The organism is Nocardioides fonticola (assembly GCF_039536805.1).
Lineage (GTDB): Bacteria > Actinomycetota > Actinomycetes > Propionibacteriales > Nocardioidaceae > Nocardioides > Nocardioides fonticola.
On sequence record NZ_BAAAZH010000013.1, the window covers coordinates 19,234 to 45,605 of the forward strand.

General features: G+C 71.9%; 28 protein-coding genes and 1 other RNA gene. 27 read left to right on the forward strand and 2 right to left on the reverse strand.

The annotated features are described in order from the left end of the window. The first annotated feature begins 22 nt into the window (after positions 1-22). The 10 genes from ABD671_RS09665 (at position 23) to ABD671_RS09710 (ending at position 7,059) form a co-directional block, all read left to right on the forward strand. Positions 23-265: a hypothetical protein gene (locus ABD671_RS09665; RefSeq protein WP_344733128.1), complete on the forward strand. Its 243-nt coding sequence runs from the start codon at positions 23-25 to the stop codon at positions 263-265. A 5-nt stretch (positions 266-270) separates the two neighbouring features. Next, positions 271-675, forward strand: coding sequence for a TadE/TadG family type IV pilus assembly protein (locus tag ABD671_RS09670; RefSeq protein WP_344733333.1), 405 nt, complete (start codon positions 271-273; stop codon positions 673-675). Further along, positions 672-1,148 (forward strand): hypothetical protein, encoded by a 477-nt coding sequence (locus tag ABD671_RS09675; RefSeq protein WP_344733129.1) that lies wholly within the window; start codon positions 672-674, stop codon positions 1,146-1,148. The genes ABD671_RS09670 and ABD671_RS09675 overlap by 4 nt, the downstream gene beginning before the upstream one ends. Then, positions 1,145-1,576 (forward strand): pilus assembly protein TadG-related protein, encoded by a 432-nt coding sequence (locus ABD671_RS09680; RefSeq protein WP_344733130.1) that lies wholly within the window; start codon positions 1,145-1,147, stop codon positions 1,574-1,576. Before ABD671_RS09675 ends, ABD671_RS09680 begins: the two co-directional genes overlap by 4 nt. Positions 1,577-1,601: 25 nt before the next feature. Further along, complete coding sequence (locus ABD671_RS09685; RefSeq protein ID WP_344733131.1) at positions 1,602-1,772, forward strand: hypothetical protein; 171 nt, start codon at positions 1,602-1,604, stop codon at positions 1,770-1,772. 173 nt (positions 1,773-1,945) lie between these two features. After that, positions 1,946-2,077 (forward strand): hypothetical protein, encoded by a 132-nt coding sequence (locus tag ABD671_RS09690; RefSeq protein ID WP_344733132.1) that lies wholly within the window; start codon positions 1,946-1,948, stop codon positions 2,075-2,077. Then, on the forward strand, positions 2,074-2,808 hold the full coding sequence (locus tag ABD671_RS09695; RefSeq protein WP_344733133.1) for a hypothetical protein: 735 nt from the start codon (positions 2,074-2,076) through the stop codon (positions 2,806-2,808). The genes ABD671_RS09690 and ABD671_RS09695 overlap by 4 nt, the downstream gene beginning before the upstream one ends. 156 nt (positions 2,809-2,964) lie before the next feature. Further along, positions 2,965-4,197 (forward strand): acyl-CoA dehydrogenase family protein, encoded by a 1,233-nt coding sequence (locus ABD671_RS09700; RefSeq protein WP_344733134.1) that lies wholly within the window; start codon positions 2,965-2,967, stop codon positions 4,195-4,197. 121 nt (positions 4,198-4,318) lie between these two features. Beyond that, entirely contained in the window at positions 4,319-5,761 is a 1,443-nt protein-coding gene (locus ABD671_RS09705; RefSeq protein ID WP_344733135.1) for an APC family permease, read from the forward strand. A gap of 125 nt (positions 5,762-5,886) precedes the next feature. Next, a complete protein-coding gene (locus ABD671_RS09710) occupies positions 5,887-7,059 on the forward strand; it encodes an intradiol ring-cleavage dioxygenase (RefSeq protein WP_344733136.1) in 1,173 nt (390 codons plus the stop codon). 76 nt (positions 7,060-7,135) lie between these two features. On the opposite strand, the gene ABD671_RS09715 is transcribed toward ABD671_RS09710, so the two are convergent. Continuing rightward, positions 7,136-7,807, reverse strand: a complete 672-nt coding sequence (locus tag ABD671_RS09715) for an alpha/beta fold hydrolase (protein ID WP_344733137.1) — start codon at positions 7,805-7,807, stop codon at positions 7,136-7,138. A 280-nt stretch (positions 7,808-8,087) separates the two neighbouring features. Here ABD671_RS09715 and ABD671_RS09720 point away from each other — a divergent pair, with 280 nt between their 5' ends. The 10 genes from ABD671_RS09720 (at position 8,088) to prfB (ending at position 18,429) form a co-directional block, all read left to right on the forward strand. Continuing rightward, positions 8,088-8,813: a GntR family transcriptional regulator gene (locus ABD671_RS09720; protein WP_344733138.1), complete on the forward strand. Its 726-nt coding sequence runs from the start codon at positions 8,088-8,090 to the stop codon at positions 8,811-8,813. Further along, on the forward strand, positions 8,813-10,333 hold the full coding sequence (locus ABD671_RS09725) for an ABC transporter ATP-binding protein (protein WP_344733139.1): 1,521 nt from the start codon (positions 8,813-8,815) through the stop codon (positions 10,331-10,333). The genes ABD671_RS09720 and ABD671_RS09725 overlap by 1 nt, the downstream gene beginning before the upstream one ends. After that, a complete protein-coding gene (locus ABD671_RS09730) occupies positions 10,330-11,394 on the forward strand; it encodes an ABC transporter permease (protein WP_344733141.1) in 1,065 nt (354 codons plus the stop codon). Before ABD671_RS09725 ends, ABD671_RS09730 begins: the two co-directional genes overlap by 4 nt. Next, on the forward strand, positions 11,391-12,311 hold the full coding sequence (locus ABD671_RS09735) for an ABC transporter permease (RefSeq protein WP_344733143.1): 921 nt from the start codon (positions 11,391-11,393) through the stop codon (positions 12,309-12,311). The genes ABD671_RS09730 and ABD671_RS09735 overlap by 4 nt, the downstream gene beginning before the upstream one ends. A 122-nt stretch (positions 12,312-12,433) precedes the next feature. Then, a complete protein-coding gene (locus ABD671_RS09740; protein WP_344733144.1) occupies positions 12,434-13,600 on the forward strand; it encodes a BMP family ABC transporter substrate-binding protein in 1,167 nt (388 codons plus the stop codon). Between the two features lie 46 nt (positions 13,601-13,646). Next, complete coding sequence (locus tag ABD671_RS09745) at positions 13,647-14,204, forward strand: cysteine hydrolase family protein (protein ID WP_344733145.1); 558 nt, start codon at positions 13,647-13,649, stop codon at positions 14,202-14,204. Positions 14,205-14,254: 50 nt separating this feature from the next. Continuing rightward, a complete protein-coding gene (gene biuH / locus ABD671_RS09750) occupies positions 14,255-14,953 on the forward strand; it encodes a biuret amidohydrolase (RefSeq protein ID WP_344733146.1) in 699 nt (232 codons plus the stop codon). Beyond that, positions 14,950-16,761 (forward strand): allophanate hydrolase, encoded by a 1,812-nt coding sequence (atzF, locus tag ABD671_RS09755; protein WP_344733147.1) that lies wholly within the window; start codon positions 14,950-14,952, stop codon positions 16,759-16,761. The genes biuH and atzF overlap by 4 nt, the downstream gene beginning before the upstream one ends. Before the next feature lie 9 nt (positions 16,762-16,770). Next, a complete protein-coding gene (locus tag ABD671_RS09760; protein WP_344733148.1) occupies positions 16,771-17,232 on the forward strand; it encodes a CAP domain-containing protein in 462 nt (153 codons plus the stop codon). 81 nt (positions 17,233-17,313) lie between these two features. Then, a complete protein-coding gene (prfB, locus tag ABD671_RS09765; RefSeq protein WP_344733149.1) occupies positions 17,314-18,429 on the forward strand; it encodes a peptide chain release factor 2 in 1,116 nt (371 codons plus the stop codon). Between the two features lie 204 nt (positions 18,430-18,633). On the opposite strand, the gene ABD671_RS09770 is transcribed toward prfB, so the two are convergent. Then, a complete protein-coding gene (locus ABD671_RS09770) occupies positions 18,634-20,571 on the reverse strand; it encodes a zinc-dependent metalloprotease family protein (protein ID WP_344733150.1) in 1,938 nt (645 codons plus the stop codon). A gap of 202 nt (positions 20,572-20,773) precedes the next feature. On the opposite strand from ABD671_RS09770, the gene ftsE reads away from it, so the two are divergent. From ftsE to ssrA, 7 genes are all read left to right on the forward strand, one after another. Beyond that, positions 20,774-21,463 (forward strand): cell division ATP-binding protein FtsE, encoded by a 690-nt coding sequence (ftsE, locus tag ABD671_RS09775; RefSeq protein WP_344733151.1) that lies wholly within the window; start codon positions 20,774-20,776, stop codon positions 21,461-21,463. Positions 21,464-21,482: 19 nt separating this feature from the next. Beyond that, the gene (ftsX, locus tag ABD671_RS09780; RefSeq protein ID WP_344733152.1) at positions 21,483-22,388 is read left to right on the forward strand and encodes a permease-like cell division protein FtsX; all 906 of its coding nucleotides are present in this window, start codon (positions 21,483-21,485) and stop codon (positions 22,386-22,388) included. Between the two features lie 54 nt (positions 22,389-22,442). Continuing rightward, entirely contained in the window at positions 22,443-23,708 is a 1,266-nt protein-coding gene (locus ABD671_RS09785; protein WP_344733153.1) for a peptidoglycan DD-metalloendopeptidase family protein, read from the forward strand. A gap of 54 nt (positions 23,709-23,762) precedes the next feature. Continuing rightward, positions 23,763-24,242 (forward strand): SsrA-binding protein SmpB, encoded by a 480-nt coding sequence (smpB, locus tag ABD671_RS09790; RefSeq protein ID WP_344733154.1) that lies wholly within the window; start codon positions 23,763-23,765, stop codon positions 24,240-24,242. Continuing rightward, on the forward strand, positions 24,235-25,122 hold the full coding sequence (locus ABD671_RS09795; RefSeq protein WP_344733155.1) for an amidohydrolase family protein: 888 nt from the start codon (positions 24,235-24,237) through the stop codon (positions 25,120-25,122). Before smpB ends, ABD671_RS09795 begins: the two co-directional genes overlap by 8 nt. Positions 25,123-25,132: 10 nt before the next feature. Beyond that, entirely contained in the window at positions 25,133-25,771 is a 639-nt protein-coding gene (locus tag ABD671_RS09800) for a maleylpyruvate isomerase family mycothiol-dependent enzyme (protein WP_344733156.1), read from the forward strand. 193 nt (positions 25,772-25,964) lie between these two features. After that, positions 25,965-26,335: a transfer-messenger RNA gene (gene ssrA / locus ABD671_RS09805) on the forward strand. Positions 26,336-26,372 lie beyond the last annotated feature (37 nt).

Consider the following 26,372-nt stretch of genomic DNA (forward strand, 5'->3'; position numbering starts at 1 on the left):
CGCACGTCAGAAAGGCACGACCATGACCGCTCCGCTCCCTCCGCTCCCTCCGCACCCGTCGGTACCGTCGGCCGGCTGCGACCGGCTCCTGCTCCTCCTCGTCCGGGCCCAGCTGCGGTTGCTCGCGCCGCGCGACGACCGCGGCGACGTGCCCGGCTGGGTGCTCGTCACGGTGATGACGGTCGGGCTGGTCGGGGCGATCTCGGGCATCGCGAAGGACCAGTTGAGCGGGATGCTGAGCGACGCCCTCGATTCGGTGAAGTGACCCCGATGTCCCGCGGACGGCGTCGCCCGTGCCGGGTGCGCGATGGTCGCGGGTCGGCGGTGGTCGACGTCGTCCTGGTGCTGGTGATCCTGGTGCCGCTGGTGCTCGGGATCCTGCAGATCGCGCTGGTGCTGTTCGTCCGCAACACCGCGGCTGCGGCCGCGTCGGAGGGGGCGCGCTACGCCGCCACCGCCGACCGCGACGGCACCGACGGGGTGCGTCGCACGCGTGAGTTGCTGCGGGGGGTGGTGGCGAGTCGGTTCGCCGAGCAGGTCTCGTTCCGTCGGGTTCTGGTCGATGGGGCGCCGGCCGCGGAGATCGTCGTCCACCTCTCGATCCCGGCGCTGGGGCTGGGCGGTCCGGCGTTCACCACCGATGTGGTCGGGCATGCGGTGGAGGAGGCGCCGTGATCGCGCCCGCTGGGGTTGCTGCGCGTCGTCGGCGCGATGAGCGGGGCAACGCGATCGTGGAGTTCTGTTGGTTGGCGATCCTGCTGCTGGTGCCGCTGGTGTGGATCGTGCTGAGCGTCTTCGAGGTGCAGCGGGGTGCGTTCGGTGTCTCGGCCGCGGCGCGGGCGGCGGGCCGGGCCTACGTGTTGGCCCCGGACGACGCCTCGGGTCGGGTGCGTGCGGAGGCGGCTGCGCGGCAGGCGTTGGCCGATCAGGGCATCGACGACGCGCCGTTGCGGCTGGTGGTGACCTGCACCCCGTTCCCGGCCGACTGCCACAGCGGCACCTCGGTGGTGACGGTGCGGGTGGAGTCGCGGGTCGATCTGCCGCTGCTGCCGAAAGTGCTCGGCGGTGGGGCGCCGTCCTTCGCGCTCGATGCCACCCATCGGGTGCCGGTGGGGCAGTACCAGGAGATCACCGGGGGTGCGGGGTGAGGCGCGATGAGCGGGGGACGATCACGCCGTTGATCATCGGGTTCGCGGTGGTGATCATCCTGGGCATCGTGCTGGTGGTCGACTCGACCGCCGCCTATCTGCAGCGGCAGAGTCTGGACAACCTCGCCGACGGCGCCGCGTTGCATGCGGCCGATCAGGGTGCGGCCGGGTTGGCCTACTCCGAGGGGGTGGCCGGGGAGGCGCTGCCGGTCGATGCCGGCAGCGCGCGGGCCGCGGTCACCGACTATCTGCGGCGCATCGGCGCCTTCCGTGACCATCCCGATCTGCGGGTCGAGGTGCAGGTCGATGCCACCAGCGTCACGGTCTCCCTCGATGCCCCTGCCGACCTGCCGCTGACCATGCCCGGCGCGCCGTCCTCGACCCGGGTGCGGGCCACCGGTGCGGCCGTCACCACCGTCGATCCGTGACCTATCTATTCGTCGAGGAGAGTCCATGAACGAGAACCTGTCGACCACCGATCAGCGGGAGCAGGCAACCGAGCGCCCGCCCTGGTACCGCCGCAGCTACCCCTCGAGCTGGTTCGGCTCCTTGGTGCTCCAACCGGTGGGAGCGGCGACCTTGGGCGTGTTGATTCTCCGGTTGCTCGACCGGTGGGTCGCCTGAACCTGCCGATGACGCCGACGCGGTCGGCGTCCTCGGCAGGGTGGTCGTCTGGCGTTGACGTCTACCCAGGCGCGGGGCACCGGAGTGGCTCCGGGTGCTCCGATGGCGCCGACGGCGTCAACCGGCTTCTGCTCGCCGCCGGCTTGTGCCCCCGCCCGGCCGAACGCCCCGCCATGGCCTTCACCCGCGCGCACCTGGTGCTCGGCACCCGGATCGTCGGCCCGGACGAGCACCTGCCCGACGCCCCCGAGATCTCCACCGTCCCGCTTCGCGAGAACTTGCCCGTCTCCCAGGAGATCGGATGACACCTCCTGCCCCGACCGACGCGCCCCGGCTGAGCTCGGCCGTCGCCTGGGAGTTCGTGATCATCTCGGAGGGGGCCCGCCACGGCGACCCCATGCTGCTCGGCGGCCATCTGATGCAGCGCGCTCGGGCCATCAGTGTGCTGGATGCAGAACTCGTCCAACCGCGCCGGCTCGCAGTCGCGCTCCTGGCCTGGGTCATGGCCATCGGCGCCGCCGCGCTGCTCACCGTCGTGGCGTGGGAGGGCGTCGCACTCCCCGTGCGGATCGTCGCCCTGGTCGGCGGGTCGGGTCTGCTCGCCATCGCCGCCGTCCTGGCCCGTCGCGTGCGGTACATCGGACGCCGCGTCGTCGAGGCCTACTGCTGGTGGAGCGTCCTGCCGCGGCTGATCGCTGGAGCCGAGGGCACGGCCGAGTCCTGGGGCGGCTCGGCGGTACGGAACGCTGTCGAGGCGAGGGCCTGGTACGTCCACCCGCGCCGCTACCTCTCCGCCGCTCTCGCCGCCGCCGGACTGCTCGCCCCCCTCATCCTCGTGCGGCTCGCCACCGCCGAACGGACGACCTCCGAGGTCCTGTGGCCTCCCGTACAGGGCCAGGCCCTGGCCGTCGCGTTCGTCGGGGTGGCCCTGCCGAGCTGGTACGCCGCCGGCGCGCTCTTCCGCGACATGTCGCGCGCTGGGTCGGCGCAGGCCCAGAAGGATCCGGTCACCCGTCGCTTCCTGCACCGGCGCTGAGCGCGACGCCCCGAGTGAGAGGCGAGGCCGTCAGCCGTGACGGCGATCCCGATGGTCCAGGTGGCGACCGGCCGTCGTCCTCGTGCTTAGTATCTGTACTGAATTACTACAGATTGGTTCGCACCGACTCGGCGGTGCCCCGGTACGAGGAGCTCCATGACCACGACCGCCGACGACCTGCGCGCACCCTGGCGAGGTCGGGCCGACGGAGCCGAGCGTGAGCGCTGGCAGGCGGTGGCCGACGACCTGGCCGCCCGCCTCGCCCCCGGCGCGGCCGATCGCGACCGCGAGAACGCCCTGCCGCTCGAAGCGCTGGAGGAGATCCGCCACAGCGGACTCGCCGAGCTCCTCGTGCCCGCCCGCCACGGCGGCCACGGCGCCCACTTCGAGACCGCGTTCCACGTCGTGCGCACCATCGCCCGCGCCGACGCCTCCCTCGGCCAGATCCTCGGCTACCACTACCTCAACCAGGCCTGCGTCGGCTTCTACGGCACCGACCCCGAGCGCGCCGCGCGCTGGTTCGCCGACTCCGCCGCCGGCCAGTGGATCTGGAGCGACGCCTTCAACCCCGTCAGCCCCGACCTCGAGCTCGTGCACGCGGGCGGGGACGCCGAGTACCGCCTCGGCGGCACCAAGCGGTTCGCCACCGGCGCCGCCGTCGCCGACATCGTCATCACCGGCGCCGTCGCCACCGGAGGCCCCTGGGACGGCGAGCTCGTGGTGCTCGCGCTGCCTACCGGCCGCGCCGGCATCGAGCACCTCGACGACTGGGACCATCTCGGCTACCGCGCCTCGGCCAGCGGCTCGGTGCGTTTCGACCAGGTGCGCATCACCGCCGACGACGTCATCGGCGTCGACACCGGGACGCCGTTCTCGACCGTCGTCACCCCCGGCGTCCAACTGCTCTTCGGCAACATCTACCTCGCCATCGCCCAGGCCGCCCTGGCCCAGGCGCGGGAGCTGACCCTGGCCCGCCGCGGCTCGTGGTTCCTCTCCGGGGTCGAGCGCTACGCCGACGACCCCGTCTTCGCCCGCGTCATCGGCGAGCTCCTCGCCCGCACCACCGCGGTCGAGGCGCTGGCCGACCGGCTCAACGCCCGCTACGACGAGGTCGTCGGCCTCGGCCACGCCACCACCGCCGACGACCGCGCCGAGCTCGAGATCGCCATCGCCCACCTGAAGGTGGTGGCCACCGAGGTCGCCCTCGACGTCACCTCCCGCGTCTTCGAGGTCACCGGCGCCAGCTCCACCGCCTCGCGCAACGCCCTCGACCTGCACTGGCGCAACGTGCGCACGCACAGCCTCCACGACCCGGTCGAGTACAAGAAGATCGAGGTCGGTGCGCACTTCCTGACCGGCGCCGTCCAGCCCATCTCGCTCTACACCTGAGCCCCGGCGCCCGATCCCACCCGGCGCCCGTCTACGCCCGGCGCCTGCTCCGACCCGGCCCCCCACTGCCCGCCCCGCCATCCGCCGCGTCCCACGCGCGCCGTCCTGCTGTGAGGTCCCCATGTCCCTCGAGACCACCCCCGTCCGCCCCGCCGAGGAGCCGCACGAGGACGCCGGCCGCCTGCGCGGCAGCCTCGGCGTCTGGAGCATCGTCTTCATGGTCACCGCCGCGGCCTCGCCGCTCGGCGTGATCGGCGGCCCCGTGCCCCTCGGCATCGCCGTGGGCAACGGCACCGGCTTCCCGGCCACCTACCTGATCGCCGGCGTCGTCCTGCTGCTCTTCGCGGTCGGCTTCACCGCCCTCACCCCGCACGTGCGCGACGCCGGCGCGTTCTGGTCCTACATCGGCGCCGGCATCGGTCGCAGCGTCGGTCTCGGCGCCGGCTTCGCGGCCCTGCTCTCCTACGTGACCCTGGAGGCCGGCGTCTTCGGACTCATCGGCCCCGGCCTCGACGCGCTGCTCGTCAGCTACGGCGTCCCCTCCCAGCCGTGGTGGCTCTACGCCGCGCTGACCTTCGCGATCGTCAGCTTCCTCGGCTACCGCAACATCGATCTCTCGGGGAAGGTGCTGGCCGTCGGACTGCTCGCCGAGGTCGCCATCGTGCTGGTGCTCGACCTCGTCATCGTGGTGCGCGGCGGCGCCGACGGCCTCTCCACCGGCATCGTCGACCCCTCGGCCATCACCTCGGGCGCACCCGGTCTGGGCATCCTCTTCGCGATCCTGAGCTTCCTCGGCTTCGAGGCCACCGCGGTGTTCCGTGACGAGGCCCGCGACCCCGAGCGCACCGTCGCCCGCGCCACCTCGATCTCGCTGGTGCTCATCACGCTCTTCTACGCCGTCTCCAGCTGGGCGCTCATCAGCGCGGTCGGCGACGACGACGCCGTCGCCCAGGCCACCGACAACGGCGCCACCCTGCTCGCCGACGTCACCCGCGACTACCTCGGCAGCGCCGGGGAGCACATCATCCAGGTGCTCTTCGTGACCAGCCTCTTCGCCTGCATCCTCTCCTTTCACAACATCGTGGCCCGCTACGTCTTCACCCTCGCCGGCGGTCGCGCCCTGCCCGGCCGGCTCGGGACGGCGCACGAGCGCCACGCCTCCCCGCACCTCGCCTCGGTGGTGACCTCCGCGGTCGTGGGCGTGCTGCTGGTGATCGGCGTGCTCGCCGACCTCGACCCGATCGCGGAGTTCTACACCTGGCTCGCCGGGTTCGCCTCCGTCGGCGTCGTCGTGCTCTACGGCCTCACCGGCGCGGCCGTCGTCACCTACTTCGCCCGGCGTCCGGAGCTGCGCACCCAGACCGGGGCCTGGCGCACCACGGTCGCCCCGGTGCTGGGCACGCTCGGCCTGATCGTCTTCCTCGGACTGATCCTGCAGAACCTCACCACGCTCGTGGGCGGCAGCACGCCGCTGGCGATCGGGGTCGTGGCGCTGCTCGCGCTCAGCTTCGCCCTCGGCCCGCTCGTGGCCCGCCGGCGTCCCGGCGTCCTCGACCTGGAGTGAGCCTGACCTGAGGTCGGGCGGAGGACCGACGAGCCTCACAGGATTCCCACAGGGGTGGGGCGGCGTCCTGAAAGCGTGGGCCACCACGCTGTCGGACGACCGCCCCACGTTCCTGGAGGGACCCCATGACCGAACCCACGCCCACCCGCCGCTCGCTGCTGCACGGTGGACTCGCCCTCGGCGTCAGCTCCGCCGCGCTGCTCTCGATCAAGGGCCTCGCGGACGCCGCCGTCGGCGCGGTGCCGACGACGTCGTCCCGGGCTGCGCTCACGGCCACGACCGGCTGCACGACGCTGACGCCGACCACCACCCAGGGCCCGTTCTGGGTCGACGAGAAGCTGAACCGCAGCGACATCCGCTTCGACACCGGGCCCTCCGGTGACGGCCAGGCGGTGGCCGGCGTGCCGCTCACCCTCACCATCCAGCTCCAGGACGCCGGCGCGAACTGCACGCCGCAGGTCGGCGCCTACGTCGACATCTGGCACGCCGACGCGCAGGGCGTCTACTCCGACGTCTCCGGCAGCGGCAACCCCAACGAGGTCGGTCACAACTTCCTGCGCGGCTACCAGGTCTCCGACGCCAACGGCCAGGTCACCTTCACCACGATCTGGCCCGGTTGGTACACCTCGCGCACCGTGCACATCCATTGCCGGGTGCGGCTCTCGCTCGACTCGAGCACGACGGTGAACTTCACGACCCAGATCTTCTTCCCCGACACCGTCAACAACACGGTGCTCGCCACCAGCACCTACACCAAGTCGCGCAGCCGCGACACGACCAACGCCACCGACTCGATCTACGAGTCCAGCATGGAGATCCCGGTCACCGGCTCGGTGTCGAGCGGCTACGCCGGCACCTTCACCGTCAACCTCGACTTCGGGGACGGCGCCCCCACCGCCACCGCGTCGCCGTCGGCCACCGTCACCGCCACCGCGACCGCGACTGCGACGCCGTCCAGCTCGCCCACGAGCTCGCCGACCAGCACCCCGACCACGCCCACCGACACCCTCGTCGACGCGACCTACGCCGGCCTCGAGCTGAAGCACCGCGGCAAGCGCCGCACCGTGCTGCTGAGCATCGACGCCGAGGAGAAGGTGACCGGCCGTCTGCGACTGCTCGACCACGACGACCTGCTGGCCAGTCGCACCACCGGCTGGCTGGCGGCCGGGCGTCGCACGATCAAGCTGAAGGTGCCGACCTCGGTGCCGGCCGGACGCTACGACGTCGTCCTGCTGCTCGCCGACGCCGCGGGCAACACCAAGCAGATCACCAAGCGACTGCGCCTGCCGGCGGCCTGACGCCGCGAAACCCGCGCTGGGACGGCGAAACGTCGCCGTCCCAGCGCACGGTTCTTCGGTCGACCGAAGAAACGTCTCAGACCGAGGCCCCCGCCCGGCCCTCCACCCAGCCCGCCACCCAGCCCGCCACGACGTCGGCGAACGCGCCGGGTGCCTCGAGCGCCACATGGTGGGCGACGCCGTCGAGGAGACGGGTCGCCGCGCCCAGCCCGGCGGCCGCCTCCGCGGCCCGCGCCCGCACCGGCAGCGAGCGCGCGCCGTGGGTCACCAGCACCCGCCCGGCCGATGCCGGCAGCGCGCCGGGTTCGAAGCCGCGGAACATCGCCAGCTCCCGGGTCGTGACGGCGTCGTCGGACGCCGCGCCCGGCTCGGCCCGCCACGCCGGTCCGTAGAGGGTCGCGCCCAACGCGGCGGTGCCGCCGTCGGCGAACGCCGCCGCGACCGGTGCCAGCAGATCGGGCACCAGCGAGCCGACCGCCGGCTCGTGCAGCACCGCACCCGCCAGGGGGACGCCGGTGCACGCGGCCGCCAGCCCCAGGGTCGCTCCGCCGCTCTGGCCGATCACCCAGCAGCCGGTCGCCTGCTCGGCCAGCCACACGAGCTCGCGGGCGAGATCGCCGGTGCGCGGCCGCTCGGGCGTGCGGACGTCGTACCCGCGCGCGGCCAGGTCGGCCGCGACGGCGTCCCAGATCGCCGGGGTGGTGGCGGTGCCGTGCACGAGCACGAGCGGCGCGATGCGGTCGAGCACGGGACTCCTGGTCGTCCGGGCGGCGTGGTGTGACGTACTGCAGGTTCCCGGGCCCGGAATGCCTGCACAGCGTCACACCAGCGCAAGTTTCGTCGGTCGACCGACGAAACTTCTCGGCCGCCGAGCCCGAGGTTAGGCCCCCGCAACACGAACCCGGGCCGGTGTCGAGCGTTCGTAACACAAGCGGACGAGCGGGCGAAACATCCGGTGTACAGCCTTGTATACAGCGCCGGATACACCCGCCGGCGTCGACCTCGGGACCCGAAGAGAGCCGCAACCGATGACGCCCACGGCACCGCCCCGCACCCGCTCCGCCGCCGCGCACCTGCTGCGCGAGCAGGCCTACACCCAGCTGAGGAGGATGGTCATGCTCGGCGAGATCCCGACCGGCCAGCGCCTCACCGAGGAGGCCATCGCCGAGCAGCTCCAGGTGTCGCGGACGCCGGTGCGCGAGGCGTTCGTGCGCCTGCACGCCGACCGGCTGCTCAAGCGCTTCACCGACGGCGGCTACTACGTCGCCGAGATCGACCTCTTCGACCTGCGCGACCTTTACGAGCTGCGCCTGACCCTCGAACTGCGGGGCATCGTGCGGGCGAGCGAGGACGGCATCGAGCACGACCGCGAGGCCCTGCTGGAGCTCCAGGAGGAGTGGGAGGCCATCCAGGCCGACCCGCCCGAGCCCGACGGCTCCTTCATCGAGCTCGACGAGAGCTTCCACCTCAGCCTGCTGCGCGCCTCGGGCAACCTCGCGCTGGCCGAGATGCTGGAGACCATCAACGTGCGCATCCGCCCCGTGCGCACCTACGACTTCCTCACCGCCGATCGCATCACCTCGAGCATCGGCGAGCACCTCGGCATCGTCGAGGCCCTGCTGGACGGCGCCATCGAGCTCGCCGCCGACCGGCTCCGTGACCACATCGGCGCCTCGCTCGACATCGTCGAGCAGCGCGCCGCCGACGCCATGCGCCAGCGATCGCTGCGCAGCCGCCGCGCCAGGGAGGCCTGATGACGCTCCACCACGAGGAACCGCTGCTGGAGGTGCTCGGTCTCACCAAGCACTTCGGCGAGGTGAAGGCCAACACCGACGTCAGCCTGCGCATCTGGCCCGGCGAGGTGCACGCGCTGGTCGGCGAGAACGGCGCCGGCAAGTCGACGCTGCTCAAGATGATCTACGGCGTCTACCACCCTGATTCCGGCCAGCTGATGGTCGACGGCAAGGAGGTGGAGATCGCCAGCCCCGCCGATGCCCGCGCGCACGGCATCGGCATGGTCTTCCAGGACCTGCGCCTCGTGCCGGCACTCACGGTCGCCGAGAACGTGGCGCTGGCCCTGCCCGAGGGCATGACGCTCAAGCTCGGCAGCCTCGCCGAGCGCATCGCCCAGGCCAGCGACGACTTCGGTCTCGCCGTCCACCCCACCGCCAAGGTCGGCCAGCTCTCCATCGGCGAGCGCCAGCGGGTGGAGATCCTCAAGGTGCTCATGACCGGCGCCCGCCTGGTGATCCTCGACGAGCCCACCAGCGTGCTCGCCCCGCAGGAGGTCGAGTCGCTGTTCAAGGTCGTCGACCACCTGCGTGGCCAGGGCTTCGGCGTCGTCATCGTCACCCACAAGCTCGACGAGGTGCGCACCATCGCCGACCGCGCCACTGTGCTGCGCGGGGGCCGCACGGTGCTCTCGAACATCACGCCGGGCGACTACACCAACCCCGAGCTCATCGAGGCGATGGTCGGACGCAGCGTCGCCGACCTCGCCCGCACCGTCGCCGAGCCGGTGCAGGACGACGCCATCGCGCCCGCCCTGGAGCTGCGCGGCGTCGACTGCATCGGCGACAAGGGCAACCTGGCCCTGGTCGGCATCGACCTCGTGGTGCGCCCCGGCGAGCTCGTCGGCATCGCCGGGGTCGCCGGCAGCGGTCAGCGCGAACTGTGCGAGGTCGCGCTCGGCCTGCGGCGTCCGACCACCGGCACGGTCACGGTCTCCGGGGTCGAGGTGCGCACCCCTGCGCAGGCGCTGGGCGCGGGCGCGGTGAGCATCCCCGAGGACCCGGTCGCCGACTCGGTCGTCGGCCGCCTCGACGTCACCCAGCACATGGTGCTCGACGGACGCCGTTTCCCCGCCCGCCGCCTGGGCATCGACTGGCGCAGCGTGCGCCGGCGCACCGAGAAGGCCGACGAGCGACTCGGGCTGAAGATCGCCGCCCAGCACCGCAAGGTCTCCGAGCTCTCAGGCGGCAACATCCAGCGCGTCGTGCTGACCCGCGAACTGGCCATCGACTCCTCCCTGGTCGTCGCGGCCTATCCGAGCCGCGGTCTGGACATCGCCAACGTGCGCCGCACCCAGGAGCTGCTGCTCGAGCGGCGCGACGCCGGCGCCGGCGTGCTGATGGTGAGCGAGGACCTCGACGAGCTGATGAGCATCGCCGACCGCATCGTCGTCATGCACAACGGCCACATCGCCGGCGAGGTCGCGGTCGGCGACTTCGACCGCCAGTCGATCGGAGAGCTGATGATCGGAGGTGCGGCATGACCGCCACCGTCGTCCCCGCCGGAGACCTCGGCCTGCGCGAGCGGCTGCGTCCGCTGCTGCCGGTGCTGCGCTGGGTGCTCGCCCTGCTCGGCGCGCTCGGCATCTTCAGCGTGCTGCTGGCCATGAAGGGCGCCGACCCGCTGTCGACCTACCAGGGCATGTGGCAGTCGACCTTCCAGCGGCAGCGCTCACTGGAGGAGATCGTCATTCAGATGACGCCGCTCATCCTCGGCGCGTTGGCGGTCGCCGTCCCGGCGCGGGCGGGCCTGACCAACGTCGGCGGCGAGGGGCAGATCCTCATCGGCGCCGTCGCCGCCTGCGGCATCTACCTGGCCCTCGGGGACGGCGCAGCACCCGGCCTGGTGCTCGTCGCGATGATCCTCGCCAGCGCTCTGGCCGGTGCGGCCTGGGCCGGCCTGGCCGCCGCGATGCGCCTGATCACCGGCGTCAACGAGGCGATCAGCACGCTGCTGCTGAACTTCGTCGCCCTCGACGTGCTGCTCTTCCTCATCTACCAGCCCTGGCGCGAGGACCCGGTCGGGCAGCCGACCACCAAGGAGCTCGCCGACCTCGACAAGCTGCCCGTCCTCACCGGCACCCGCATCAACGTCGGTATCGTGCTGGCGCTGGTCGCCGTCGTCCTGGTCGCCTACCTGCTCAACCGCACCCGCTGGGGCTTCCGGATGTCGGTGGCCGGCGGCAACGCCGAGGCCGCCCGTCGCTCCGGCCTCAAGGTGTGGGTGCTCGTGCTCTCCGCGCTCATGATCGGCGGGGCGCTGGCCGGGCTCGCCGGGATGATCCAGTTCGCCGGCGTCGAGTACAAGCTGCGGCCCGGATTCGGCAGCCAGCTCGGCTACACCGCCTTCCTGGCCTGCTGGCTGGCCCGGCACCGGCCCTCGATGATCGTCATCGCCGCCTTCGTCTTCGCCGCGCTCTCGGTGGCCGGCGACTCCCTGCAGCTCGACTCCGGGCTGCCCGCGGCGTCGGTCAACGTGCTGACCGCGCTCATCCTCATCGCCGTCCTCGGCTTCACCGCGACCCGGAAGAAGGCAGGATCATGAGCCTGGCAGTCGACGTCCTCGCCGGCGGTGTCGCCGGCGGCACCAGCATCATGTACGCCGCGCTCGGCGAGACCGTGAGCGAGCGCTCGGGCATCATCAACCTCGGCGTGGAGGGCTCCATGCTGGTCGGCGCCCTGTCGGCGTACGCGATCGGCGTCGAGAGCGGCAACCCCTGGACCGGCGCGCTGGCCGGCGCGCTCGCCGGCGGCCTGCTCGCCTCCGTGCACGCCTACCTCGTCGTCTACCGCGGCGCCTCGCAGATGGCCTCGGGCCTCAGCCTGCTGTTCCTGGCGCTGGGCCTCACCTCGCTGTTCGGCTCCTCCTACGTCGGCCAGGCCGTCGTCGGCTTCGACACCTGGGACGTGCCCGGCCTCTCCTCCATCCCCGTCATCGGGCAGGTGCTCTTCCAGCACGATCCGCTGCTCTACCTGTCCTACGTGCTGGTGCCGGCCGTCTGGTTCGTGCTGTTCAAGACCCGCGTCGGCCTGCTGGTGCGGACGGCGGGGGAGCGGGCCGACTCCCTGGTCGTGCACGGGTACGACGTCCGCCGCACCCGGCTGGCCGCCGTCACGGTCGGCGGCATGCTCGCCGGCCTCGGCGGCGCCCACCTCTCGACCGCCTACGCCAACGCCTGGTTCGAGAACATGGTCTCCGGGCGCGGCTTCATCGCCGTGGCGTTGGTGATCTTCGCGGTCTGGAGTCCGTGGCGCGTCATGGGCGGCGCCTACCTCTTCGGCTGCGCGATCGCCCTCGGCCCGGCCCTCCAGGCCCGCGGCTACGGCATCAACCAGTTCCTGCTCGACGCGGTGCCCTTCGTGCTCACCCTCGTCGTGCTCACCGTTCTCGGCCGCCGGACGCTGTCGTCCTCGCCGGCCGAGCTCAAGCGGGTCTTCGAGAACGCGCCCTCCACGGGCTGATCGCCCGCGCAGCACCCCCCAGAACTCCCGAGCACCACCCAGGAGAACCCCACACAACGCACCGCGCCCCGCCGGAGCTGGCACTCGATACGGGACGCGGTGGGTGACACGAAAGGAAATCCATGTCGATTCGCCACAGTACCGGGCGCGCGGTCATCGCGACCTTCGCCCTCGCCCTCGCCCTGGCGGGGTGCTCCTCGGCCACGGAGTCCTCCGGCTCCTCCGACACGGCGTCCTCCAGCAGCGACGCCCCCGGCAAGGACACCCCGGCCGTCGGCTTCATCATGGTCGGCCCCAAGGACGACTACGGCTACAACCAGGCCGTCTACGAGGGCAGCGAGGAGATCAAGAAGGAGTTCCCCGACCTCGAGGTGCTCACCGCCGAGAACGTCCCGGAGGACGACACGGCCGCCACCACGATGGAGCAGATGATCGACAAGGGCGCCAAGCTCATCTTCGCCACGAGCTACGGCCACCTCGACGCCGCGATGAAGGTCGCCGCCGAGCACCCCGACGTCGTCGTCGTCCAGCAGGGCAACACGATCACCGGCGACATCCCCGAGAACGCCGGCACCTACTTCGGCACCGTGTACGAGCCGATGTACCTGGCGGGCATCGCGGCCGGTGCGTCGACGAAGACCAACAAGCTGGGCTACGTCTACGCCTTCCCGATCCCGCAGACGATCGCGAACATCAACGCCTTCGAGCGCGGTGCGCAGTCGGTCAACCCGAAGGCCGAGACCATCACGGTGAGCACCTCCTCCTGGTGCGACCCGGGCAAGCAGCAGGCCGCCGCCGACAGCCTCCTCTCGCAGGGCGTCGACGTGCTGACCCAGCACCAGGACTGCACGGCGACGGTCATCCAGGCAGCGGAGAAGGCCGGCGCCATGACGGTCGGCTACCACGCCGACGCCTCCTCGCTCGCGCCGAACGGCTGGCTCACCGGCGCGGTCTGGAACTGGGGCCCGCTCTACACCGACATCGTCAAGACGGTCATCGCCGGCGACTTCGTGGGCAGCCAGTACAACGCCAACTACCGGGTCGGCTACAAGACCGGCACGAACCCGTTCGTGCTCGCGCCCTTCGGCCCCGACGTCTCCGCCGACACCCAGGCCAAGATCGCCGAGGCCCAGAAGTTCCTGGCCACCGAGGACGGCTCGCCCTTCGTCGGCCCCGTCTACGACCAGGCCGGCGACATCAAGGTCGAGGACGGCGTCGTGCCCACCTACGCCGAGAACGACGCGGTGGACTACTTCGTCCAGGGCGTCGTCGGCAAGCTCGCCCAGTAGGGCCGTCCAGGAGCACTCGAGTAGCACTGCGGGAAGGATCGAGACGATGACGACCGTGGCCGGCACCACGCCGTACGCCTGGCCGTACGACGCCGGATTCGCCCCCGACCGCACCGCCCTGCTGGTGGTGCTCGGGGACGACGCACCGGGGGTGCCGGTCGCGGTCGCCTCGCTCGCCGACCGCCTCCGCGCCGAGGGTGGGGTGGTCGTCTCCGTGACGACCGCCCCGCCCCGGCGCGGTGCCCCGAGCGCCGTGGCCGGCGACGGCGTCCTGACCGACATCGCCGCCGACCACCTCGTCGTCGCCGCCGGCATCGACGGCTTCTACGGCAGCCCGCTCGACGCCCTGCTGCGTCGCCTGGGCCGCGACCAGCTGCTGCTGGTCGGCTCCTGGCTGGAGACGAGCGTGCACTCCACGCTGCGCTCGGCCAACGACCGCGGCTTCGAGTGCCTGCTGGTGCTCGACGGCTGCCTGCCCTACGACCCCGCGCTGCTGACCGCAGCGCGCTCCCAGATCGAGATGTCGGGCGGCATCTTCGGTGCCGTCGGCCTGCTGGCCGACGTGCTCGACGTGCTCGGCGACCCCGCCGACCTGACGTCCTGACGCCCGCCCCACCCCGACCGAACCCCGCCCCACCGCCGAGAGGAACCCCGATGACCACCTTCGGACCTGTCGAGGCCGAGCCCTACGCCTGGCCCTACGACGGCGGCTTCCGCCCCGAGACGACCGCCCTGATCAACATCGACTGGCAGGTCGACTTCTGCGGACCCGGCGGCTACGTCGACCGCATGGGCTACGACCTCAGCCTCACCCGCGCCGGCCTCCCGGCCACCCAGGAGGTGCTCGCCGCGGCCCGCGCGGCCGGCCTGTTCGTCGTCCACACCCGCGAGGGCCACCGCCCCGACCTCGCCGACTGCCCGCCCAACAAGCTGTGGCGCAGCCAGCAGATCGGCGCCGGCATCGGCTCCGACGGCCCGTGCGGCCGCATCCTCACCCGCGGCGAGCCCGGGTGGGAGATCGTTCCGGAGGTCGCGCCGATCGAGGGCGAGCTGGTGATCGACAAGCCCGGCAAGGGGTCCTTCTACGCCACCGACCTCGACCTGCTGCTGCGCACCCGCGGCATCACGCACCTCATCTTCACCGGCATCACCACCGACGTGTGCGTGCACACGACGATGCGCGACGCCAACGACCGCGGCTACGAGTGCCTGCTGCTCACCGACTGCACCGGCGCCACCGACAAGGGCAATTACGAGGCGGCGTTGAAGATGGTGACGATGCAGGGCGGCGTCTTCGGCGCCATCGCGCCGTCGTCCGCGCTGCTGGCCTCCATGGCGGCACCGGTCGCATGACGGACGCGACCCTCACGCTGGGGTCGCTGCGGGAGCGCTACGCGGCCGGGGTGTCGCCGGTCGAGGTCGTCGACGAGGTCTACGCGCGGATCGCCGCGCGCGGCGACGACCACGTGTGGATCACGCTGCTCCCGCAGGAGACCCTCCGGGCCGCGGCCGCTGCCCTCGACCCCGCCGACCGCGACCGCCTGCCGCTGTGGGGGGTGCCGTACGCGTTGAAGGACAACCTCGACGTCGCCGGCCTGCCCACCACCGCCGCCTGCCCGGCCTTCGCCTACGAGCCGCAGGCCTCCGCGGAGGTCGTGGAGCGGCTGGCGGCCGCCGGGGCGCTGCTGGTCGGCAAGACGAACCTCGACCAGTTCGCCACCGGTCTCAACGGCACCCGCAGCCCCTACGGCGTCCCGGTCTCGGTGGGCGACCCCGAGCTCATCTCCGGCGGATCCAGCTCCGGCTCGGCGGTCGCCGTGGCGGCCGGCCTGGTGCCCTTCTCGATCGGCACCGACACCGCCGGATCGGGCCGGGTGCCGGCGGCGCTCAACGGGATCGTCGGGCTCAAGCCCTCGGTCGGCCTGGTCTCCGGGCGCGGCATGCTGCCGGCCTGCCGCTCGCTCGACTGCGCCTCGGTCTTCGCCCACGACGTCGCCGACGCCGCCGCCGTGCTCGCCGTCATCGCGGGCCCCGACCCGGACGACGCGTGGTCGCGCACGCTCCCGGTACCGGACGCCGTCCCGACGCCCGCGCCGCCCGCCGGACTGCGGCTGGCCGTGCCGGCCCGCATCGACCGGTGGGGATCGCGCGGCGAGCAGGCCGCGTGGGAGCAGACCCTGGGCCGCATCGCTGCCGCCGGCGTCGACCTGGTGCCGGTGCCGATGGAGGCGTTCTTCGAGGCCGGCGACCAGCTCTACTCCGGGGCCTGGCTCGCCGAACGCCTCGACGGCCTCGAGGGCTTCGTCGCGACCTCGGGGGACGCCGTGTGGCCGGCCGTGCGCGACGTCCTCGCCGGCGCCGCCGCCGTGCGCGGCGTCGACACCTTCGCCGCCCTCGACCGCATGCAGGAGCTGCGTCGGCGCACCCACCGGCTGCTCGACGGCGTCGACGCGCTGCTCGCCCCGACGGTCACCGAGACCTTCACGGTGGCCGAGATGCAGGCCGATCCGGTGGCCCTCAACAGCCGCCTGGGCCGCTTCACGACCTTCACCAACCTCCTGGATCTGTGTGCGATCGCCCTGCCCGGGCTGCCGGGGCGGGTGCCATTCGGCGTCACCGTCCAGGCCCCGGCCGGCCGCGATGCGGAGCTGGCCGGTATCGCCGCCACGCTCGAGGCGATCCTGGCGGGCCGTGACGTCGCGGCGGCCCGGGCGGCCCCGTCGGCCCCGTTGCCGGGGGAGCTTCCGGGGGAGGGGTTCGACCTTGCGGTCGTCGGCGCTCACCTCGAAGGCATGCCCCTGCACGGCGACCTCCTGAGCCGCGGCGCCCGCCTGGTCGCCCGCACCACCACGGCGCCGTCCTACCGGTTCTACGCGTTGCGCGGCACGACCCCGCCCAAGCCCGGTCTGCGCCGGGTCCGTGAGGGCGGGGCCGCGATCGAGGTGGAGGTCTACCGGCTCCCGATCGCCGAGGTCGGCGGGTTCCTCGCCACCGTGGTGGCCCCCCTCGGCATCGGCCAGGTGACGCTGGCCGACGGCGGCGTCGTCCACGGGTTCATCTGCGAACCGTGGGCGCTGGAGGACGCCGAGGACATCACCGCGACCCGGGGCTGGAGACCCTACTTGGCACGAATCGCGGCGCCCGGCGCCCGACCTTCGTAGGGTGGCGGGATGCATTTCCTCTCCCCACGTTCGTCCGCCGCGGTCGCCGCGGCGTGCTCCGTCCTCGTCGTCGGCCTCGCCGGCCCGGCTGCGGCCGCCACCTCGGCCGAGTACCAGAAGGACGGCATCGCCGCGACGAACCACGAGCGCACCAGCCGCAGCATCAAGGCGCTGACCAAGGACTCCTGCCTGCAGAAGATGGCCGTCAAGCAGGCCCGCAAGGAGGCCAAGGCGAACTCGATGTTTCACCAGTCGATGAACCCGATCATGCAGAAGTGCGGCATGAACCTGGTCGGCGAGAACGTCGCCTACGGCTTCTCCAGCGGCCAGGCCGTCGTCAACGCCTGGATGAACTCGCCCGAGCACAAGGCCAACATCCTGGAGTCCCGCTTCACCCGGATCGGCTTCGGTGCCCGCCAGAGCGCGAGCGGCGTCTGGTTCGTCTCGGAGGTCTTCGGCCGTCCGGAGTGACACGGACGCGGGTGGTGCGCACTCTCAGCAACCCCTGCCGGAATCGCCCCGGCGGGGGGTCGCCCCGTAGGGTGGAGGATTGTGGCAGGCCCTGATTACGACGTCGAGATCAAGCAACTCCAGGCGACGATGAAGACCATCGGCCAGGTGCTCGACCTGGACGCGATGCGCGCGGAGATCGCCGACCTCGGCGTCCAGGTCGCCGCCCCCGACCTGTGGGACGACCAGGCGAACGCCACCCGCGTCACCGGCCGGCTCTCCGACCTCCAGGGTCAGCTCGAGCGCTACGAGGCGCTGCTGGGTCGCATCGAGGACCTCGGCGTCCTCGTCGAGCTCGGCACCGAGGAGGGGGACGCCGACTCCCTCGCCGAGGCCGAGCGCGAGCTGGGCTCGATCAAGACCGCGGTGGAGTCCCTCGAGGTGCGCACGCTGCTCTCCGGCGAGTACGACGCCCGCGAGGCGCTCGTGACGATCCGCGCCGGCGCCGGCGGCGTCGACGCCGCCGACTTCGCCGAGATGCTCATGCGCATGTACGTGCGGTGGGCCGAGCAGCACAAGTACTCCGTCGAGGTCTTCGACACCTCCTACGCGGAGGAGGCCGGCCTGAAGTCGGCCACCTTCGCCATCCACGCGCCCTACGCCTACGGCACGCTCAGCGTCGAGGCCGGCACGCACCGCCTGGTGCGCATCAGCCCCTTCGACAACCAGGGACGCCGCCAGACCTCCTTCGCCGCCGTCGAGGTCGTGCCGGTGCTGGAGCAGACCGACGAGATCGAGATCCCCGACGAGGAGATCCGCGTCGACGTCTTCCGTTCCGGCGGCCCCGGCGGCCAGTCGGTCAACACCACCGACTCCGCCGTCCGCCTGACCCACATCCCGACCGGCACGGTCGTCAGCTGCCAGAACGAGAAGTCGCAGCTGCAGAACAAGGCCAGCGCCATGGTCGTGCTGAAAGCGAAGCTCCTCGCGCTGAAGAAGGCCGAGGAGAAGGCCCAGCTCGACGGCCTGCGCGGCGACGTCGCGGCGTCGTGGGGCGACCAGATGCGCAACTACGTGCTCAACCCGTACCAGATCGTGAAGGACCTGCGCACCGGCTACGAGTCGGGCAACCCCAGCTCGGTCTTCGACGGCGAGATCGACGACTTCCTCGAGGCCGGCATCCGCTGGCGTCGGGGGCAGGAGAAGGCCGAGGCCTGAGCCGGCGGCAGGTTTCCCCGGTCAGCCGGGGAAACCTGATGTTGATGGGCGAAGTTTCGCCCCACAACATCAGGTTTCGCCCCTCACCTGTGACGGGAGTGACGCCGATCCCGGCCGACCCGCGGGCGGACGACGCCGCGGCGCCGACCCGGAGGCCGACGCCGCGGTGTGCCTGACGGTCGCGACGGGCGCGACCGGGCGCGATCAGCGCGGGGTCGCGAGGTTGGAGAACTCGCTGATCTCGCTCTCGCCGATCGCGTTCACGGCGAGGACGGCGAACGCCCACCGCCCGGCGGGCAGCTTGACGCTGACCTTCGTGACGTCCGGCGGGACCTGGTAGGAGATCGTGCGGGTGATCTCGAAGGCGCTGTTGACCTTGTAGGCGTACAGCACGTAGCCGGTGAGGTCCGAGCCGCCGTCGTCCGCGGGGGCGTACCAGCCGACGGTGACCGTCTTCGGTCCGCCGCGCGAACCCGACTTCGCCCGGCCGATGGTCGGCGCGCCCGGCACGGTCGCGGTCGGACCGGTCGGGGTGGACGTGGGCGTCGAGGTCGGCGTCGAGGTCGGCGTCGAGGTGGGCGTCGCCGTGGGGCTCGTCGTCGCGCTCGGGCTCGCCGACGGGCTGGCCGACGGACTGGCCGACGGGCTCGGGCTCGCGGTCGCCCCGCTGCCGCAGCCGGTGACGCTGAGCGTGTAGCGCCCCAGGCTGGCGTAATCGGTGTAGCCGGTCGTGAGCACGTTGCCGGCGCCCACGCCGTCGACGGCGGCGTAGAGCGGGGCTCCGGTGCCGGTCGTCGACACCGAGGCGTCCATGCCGGAGGCGAGGTCGCTGGAGACCGTCGCGCTCAGCGGGTCGGCGCTGGTCACCACCGCGCCGGTGGCGTCGAGGAGCGAGAGCTTGATGTCGAGGTCGGGGCTCACCGGAGCGGGGCTGGCCTGCACCTGCACCGGCCCCGAGCAGGTGCCCAGGGCGTAGACGTCGACGTCGGTGCGGGTGCCGATGAGCGCCGGGGTGGTGGTGGGCAGGGTGGTGGACGCCGTCCCGACCGTGCCGCCCGCGTCGTCCGCGACGAGCGGCGCGTTGCGGGCGATGATGGCGAGGTCGTCCTCCTTGTTGTCGGCGTTGGCGTACTCGCCCTTGCTCCACTGGATGATCGGTCGGGTGCCCGAGCCCATGATCGGCACCCAGCTGCCCTGGCCGCCGTAGTAGGCGTCGCCGCCGGTGACGCCGTCGTGGGCCAGGCCGAAGTTGTGGCCGACCTCGTGGGTGACGGTCTCGGCCACCGAGGCGACGTCGTTGTAGTAGGCCGAGAACGCCCACGCCGGCTGGTAGGCCTGGTGCGCGGAGTAGTCGCCGAAGACGTCGGTGAAGGCGATGCCGGTGCAGCCCTGCTCGCCCTCGCAGGTCGCCGAGGAGCCGTGGGCGGCCTTGGAGTCGGTGACGACCGCGCGGGTCCCGTAGACCTGGTCGCTCGCACTCGAACGGTCGATGGCCGCGGTGCCCGGGTCGGCGGTGGTGACATCGACGTCGAAGGGCGCGTAGTCCTCGCTGACCCGCTGCCACACGGTCTGGATGAAGGTGCGCTCGGCGTCGTTGAAGGTGGCGTAGTCGGCGTCCTGGGAGAAGCCCTGGTAGGTGCCGGTGGCCATGCCGTTGTCGGCCCAGGCCGAGCTCGAGGTGACGGTGTAGCCGTCGACGTCGATGTAGATGGTGCGCTGTGAGCCGGGGCGGCTGTGCAGGCTGAAGGTCTGGCTCAGCGGGTAGGGGGCCACCCGCGGCGCCACGTCGGGCTGCGACCGGTCGAGCACGTCGCGGAAGACGAGGTGGCCGCTGCGGCTCACCCGGGCCGAGGGGTCCTCGGCGAGGATCCGCCGGAACTGCGCGGTGCGCATGCCGTTCACCCGTGCGAGCGCGTCGAGCCGGTCGGCGTGGCGGGCGAGCACGCGGCGTCCGGCCAGCTGGCGGCCGAGCAGGTTGACGGCATGCGCGGCCGGTCCGTCGGGTGCGGGGCGCTCGGCGTCGGCCGTGGGGACGACGACGGTGGCGAGGCCGGCGGTGAGCAGGGCTGCCAGGACGCCGCCGATGCCGGCGAGACGTCGGCCGGAACGTCGGCCGGGACGGTGGAACGGATGTGCGGACATGCTTCTCCCTCGGTTCGGTCGCCGACACGCTAGGGCCGCGGTGCACCGGTCGGCAGCGGTTCGCCGACTGGTCTGGAGGGGTGAACGGCCGGCGCCGGGTCCCGGACGCCGCGGCACGGCGGGTGTGACGTGTCCCATCGCCTCGCCACACGCCCGGGCGACGTCCCGGGAACGTTCAGGGTGCTCACGTACCCTCGCTCGGGTGATTCGCTTCGAGAAGGTCACCAAGACCTACCCCGGCACGAGCCAGCCTGCGCTCGACCAGGTCTCGGTCGACGTCGAGAAGGGCGAGTTCGTCTTCCTCGTCGGCACCTCCGGCTCCGGCAAGTCGACCGCGCTGCGGCTCGTCCTGCGCGAGACCCGGCCCACGGCCGGACGCGTCTACGTGGCCGGCAAGGAGATCAACCGGCTCGCCGGCTGGAAGGTGCCGCGGCTGCGCCGCCAGATCGGCACGGTCTTCCAGGACTTCCGTCTGCTCCAGACCAAGACGGTCGCCGAGAACGTCGCCTTCGCGATGGAGGTGACCGGCCACTCCCCGAAGGAGATCCGGCGCACCGTGCCGGCCACGCTCGAGCTCGTCGGTCTCTCCGACAAGGGCGACCGCATGCCCGACGAGCTCTCCGGCGGCGAGCAGCAGCGGGTGGCGATCGCCCGCGCGTTCGTCAACCGGCCGATGATCCTCATCGCCGACGAGCCCACTGGCAACCTCGACCCGGCCACCTCGGTCGACATCATGAAGCTGCTCGACCGCATCAACGCCACCGGCACGACCGTGGTGATGGCCACCCACGACCACGGCATCGTCGACCAGATGCGCAAGCGCGTCATCGAGCTCGACACCGGCCGCGTCGTCCGGGATGAGGCGCGCGGCGTCTACGGCTTCCAGCACTGACCCTCACCAGAGAGCTCCCATGCGCTACGTCTTCTCCAACCTCAGCCAGGGCCTGCGCCGCAACCTGTCGATGCACCTGGCGGTGATCCTCACCCTGTTCGTCTCGCTGACCCTGGTCGGCGCCGGCGTCCTGGTGAAGCGGCAGTCGGACGCCGCGGCGCTGCAATGGGGCAACGAACTGCAGATCACCGCCCAGCTGTGCCGCGACGACGACCCCAACCCGGCCTGCCTGGGTGCGGTGAACCCGCAGCAGCTCAAGGCCATCGAGAAGGTCGTGCAGAGCAACCCCCAGGTGGCCTCCTACTACCTGGAGTCGCAGCAGACCGCCTATGAGAAGGCGCAGAAGCTCTTCGACCCCAAGCTGTTCGAGGGCGACACCCCGGTGCTGACGCCCTCGGCGTTCCGGCAGTCGATCTGGATCACCTTGAAGGACCCCAACGAGTACGAGGGCATCGAGAGCGCCGTGCAGGGTCTGGACGGCGTGGCCGGCATCAAGGACCAGCGCGAGACGGTCGCGCCGATCCTGCGCAGCATGGAGGTCATGCAGTGGGCCTCCCTCGGCGTCGCGATCTTCCTCGTCGTCGCCGCGCTGCTGCTGGTGGCCAACACGATCCGGCTCGCGGCCTTCGCCCGCCGCAAGGAGATCGCGATCATGCGTCTCGTCGGCGCCTCGACGGTCTACATCGCGCTGCCGTTCCTCCTCGAGGCGCTGGTGACCGCGGTGATCGGCGTCGTCCTGGCCGGCGGTGCGCTGGCGGCGTCCATGCAGTTCGGCGTCCAGGACCGTCTGCGCGACTTCCTCGGCTTCATCCCGTGGATCGGCTGGGAGGACTACCTCTACTCCCTCGCGATCGTGGCTGTGCTCGGCCCGGTGATCGCGCTGCTGCCGACACTCCTGCTGACCCGCAAATACATCAAAGTCTGAGTCGCGGCGGTTACCGTCGGGGGGTTCACTTCCCCGAACACCTGATGGGCTGACATGCGCTACTTCCCCGGCGCGCTGCTGTTCTGCGCCACCCGCCGACGCCTCGTGGCGCTCGCCGCGACCCTCGTCGTCGCGACGGGTGCGGTCGCCGTCCCGCTCGCGAACGCCGACGACCTGCACGACAAGCAGAGCCAGGTGCGCCGTGACATCAAGCACGCGGAGTCCGACCTCGACGAGGCCAGCGCCGGCATGCGCCGCGCGGCCGCCCGACTGGCCGCCGCCAAGGCCGAGTTGTCGACGGCCCGCGCGCACCTCGACGACGTCCGTGCCCGCCTGAAGACGGCGAAGGAGCGCGACGCCGAGATGGCCCAGCGTCTCGTCGAGGCCCAGCAGCGCCTGGACGCCGCGCAGGTCGCCCTCGCCGAGGGTCAGGCCCGCGCCGAGGCCCAGCGCACGATGGTGCGCGACACCGTCAGCTCGCTCTACGAGCAGGGCGACCCGCAGCTCATCGCCTTCTCCAACCTGCTCCAGGCCGGCTCCACCGAGGAGCTCACCCGCCGCGAGGCGCTCAACGAGAGCATCGTGGGCCGTGAGGCGCAGGTCTACGGCGAGCTCGAGGACGCCGAGCAGGAGCTCGCCGCCCGCGAGAACGAGGTGCAGGCCGCCACCGACCAGGTCGCCGCCGAGCGCCAGGCCGCGGCCGACAACCTCGCCGAGATGAAGAAGCTCACCCGCGAGGCGGAAGCCGCCGAGCGCTCGGTGCGCGCGCTCGTCGCCGACCGCGAGGACGCCCAGCGCCAGGCCAAGGCCGAGAGCAAGCGGGCCAAGGCCACGCTCGCCAAGCTGCGCGATCGCGAGGAGCGGATCCGCCAGCAGATCATCGAGGAGCAGCGCCGTGCCGGCGGCGGCATCACCGCCGACCCCGGCGGCTTCCTGCTGCCGCCCGTCACCGGCCCGGTCACCTCGCCCTACGGCTACCGCATCCACCCGATCTACGGGTACTGGGGCCTGCACAACGGCACCGATTTCGGCGTCTCGTGCGGCGAGGGCATGCGCGCCGCCGGCACCGGCGTCGTCACCCAGCGCTACTGGAGCGACGTCTACGGCAACCGCCTCTACGTCAGCCTCGGCTCGGTCAACGGCAAGAACCTCACCGTCGTCTACAACCACGCCTCGGGCTACCGGGTCGACGTCGGCGACCGCGTGCAGCGCGGCGACATCGTCGGGTACGTCGGCGACACGGGCTGGTCGACCGGCTGCCACCTGCACTTCATGGTGCTGGTCAACGGCACCCCGGTCGACCCCGAGAACTGGCTGTAGCCGGAGCGCGGCTCCCCGGCGAACTCCGTTGACCCGACCTGGGAGGATGGGGGGATGCCGAAGGAGCAGGGCCGCAAGATGATCGCGCAGAACAAGAAGGCGCGACACGACTACCACATCGAGGACACCTACGAGGCCGGGCTGGTGCTCATGGGTACCGAGGTGAAGTCGCTGCGGCAGGGGCGCGCCTCGCTGGTCGACGGGTTCGTCGACATCGACGGCCACGAGGCGTGGCTGCACGGCGTCCACATCCCCGAGTACTCCAACGGCACCTGGACCAACCACTCCGCACGGCGCAAGCGCAAGCTGCTGCTGCACCGCGAGGAGATCGACAAGATCGAGCGCCGCGTCAGCGAGAAGGGCCTGACCGTCGTCCCGCTGTCGCTGTACTTCAACGACGGCCGCGCCAAGGTCGAGATCGCCCTGGCGAAGGGCAAGAAGTCGTGGGACAAGCGCAACGCGATCGCCGAGCGCACCGCGCAGCGCGAGATCCAGGTCGAGGTCGGACGCCGCATGAAGGGCATGCGTGACTGAGCCGGCCTGGGCCGACGACGCCGCCGACGTCCGGGCGTTCGCTGCGCGGCTGGGGCTGCGCGGGATCTTCGACGCGCACACCCACTTCCTGCCCGAGCGGCTCCAGGCCAAGGTGTGGGCGCAGTTCGACGCAGCCGGCCCGCTCATCGGGCGGCCGTGGCCGATCCGCTACCGACAGAGCACCGAGGAGCGCGTCGAGTTCCTGCGGGCCTGCGGTGTCCTCCGGTTCCCCTCGCTGCCCTACGCGCACCGGCCGGGGATCGCCGAGGGCCTCAACGAGTGGTCGGCGCGGTTCGCCGACGGCGTCCCCGAAGCGATCCGGTCGGCCACCCTCTACCCGGAGCCGGACGTCGTCGCCTACCTCGCGGCGGCGATCGACGACGGCGTCGAGGTGGTGAAGGTGCACGTGCAGGTCGGCGCGTTCGACCTCCTCGACCCGCTGCTCGATGACGCGTGGGGGCTGCTGACCGAGGCGCGTGTGCCGGTGCTCATCCACGCCGGACACGCGCCCGTGGGCACCGACCTGACCGGACCCGAGCCGATGGCGCGGCTGATGGCCGCCCACCCGCGGCTGACCGTGATCGCCGCGCACCTGGGGGCGCCGGACTACCTCGACTTCTGCGACCTCGCCGACCGCTACGAGCGCTTCCACCTCGACACCACGATGGTCTTCACCGACTTCTGGGAGACCACCTACCCGGCGTCGCTGACCGCGCGGCTGCGCGACCTCGCGCCGAAGGTGCTCTTCGGCAGCGACTTCCCGACCATCCCCTACCCCTACGTGCACCAGCTCGAGGCGCTCGAGCGGCTGGAGCTGGGGGAGGAGTGGCTGCGGGCCGTCTGTCTGGACAACGGGGAACGGCTGTTCCGCGGGCGCTAGCCTGCCGCGCGTGGAACTCCCCTTCGCCGTCATCGCGGACGAACGACGAGCGATCGCCGACCTGATCGCCACCCTCACCCCCGCGCAGCTCTCGACCCCCAGCCTCTGCGGAGCCTGGACCGTCCAGGACGTCGCCACCCACCTGCTCGTGGGCCCCACCGCCTCGATCGGGGAGTTCCTCGGCGTCATGGTGCGCGCCCGGGGCCGCTTCCCCCGCGCCAACGATCTGATGGTCGACAACCGGCGCCACCTCGACCGCGACGCGCTCGCCGCCGAGCTGCGACGCGTCGCTCAGAGTCGCTTCACCCCGCCCGGCTTCGACTGGCACGCGCCGCTCGCCGACCTGCGGGTGCACGCCCTCGACATCACCGTCCCGCTCGGCCTCACCCTCGGCGTCCCGCGGGAGCCGTGGGGCGAGGTGCTGGAGTTCCTGCTGACCCGCAAGGCGGTCGGCGCCTTCGTGCCCAAGGGGCGCCCACCGCTCGCCGTCCGGGCCACCGACCTGGGATGGAGCGGCGGCGAGGCCGGCGCCACCGAGGTGGCCGGGCCGGCCGCCGCGCTCGGCGCCGCCCTCTGCGGCCGCACCGCGCTGCTCGACGACCTGGAGGGCCCGGGCGCCGAGGCGATATCGAGGTGGCTGCGCGCCTGAGCCTGCATCCACCGGTGCGCCGCGTAACGAGCGGCGCCAGGCGGGTGTCCTGGCAAGGCGCCGGCGCGACGGCGGTCTGGGTGCACCATCGAGCGTCGGTAACGAAGCCAGGGCGCCCGGATGGTGTCGCGCAGTAGCGGGCAACCGGTGGATTCAGGCTGAGGCGCGCTAGGCTGGAGTCACAACTCAACAGGGGGCTGATCGGTTTCGACTTGGGACGTTAGTTCCAGGGGAAGCGGGTCGAGGAGCCAGCGACATCTCGTAAACGACCGCTGGAAACCCATAACTGCCAACGCTAAGCGCAGTTCCTTCGCTCTCGCCGCCTGAGCGGTGATCGAAGCGTCCAACCGAGTATCCGTCTCCGGCTCGGACCTGGGCGTCATCTAGGAGACTCGCCGATCACCTGCCGTCGGGGTGGGTGATCGGGACTCAAACCCGACTGAGCCTGTCGGTGACGCGTCTGTGCGAGCACCGGGGCCGAGAAAAGCGCTAGCGCAGACTGCACCCGGAGAAGACCTGGTTCGGCGCTCGAGGACCGGGGTTCGATTCCCCGCAGCTCCACGTTGCACAGCCCCTGTGACTCCGAAGGCCGCCCCGTTGT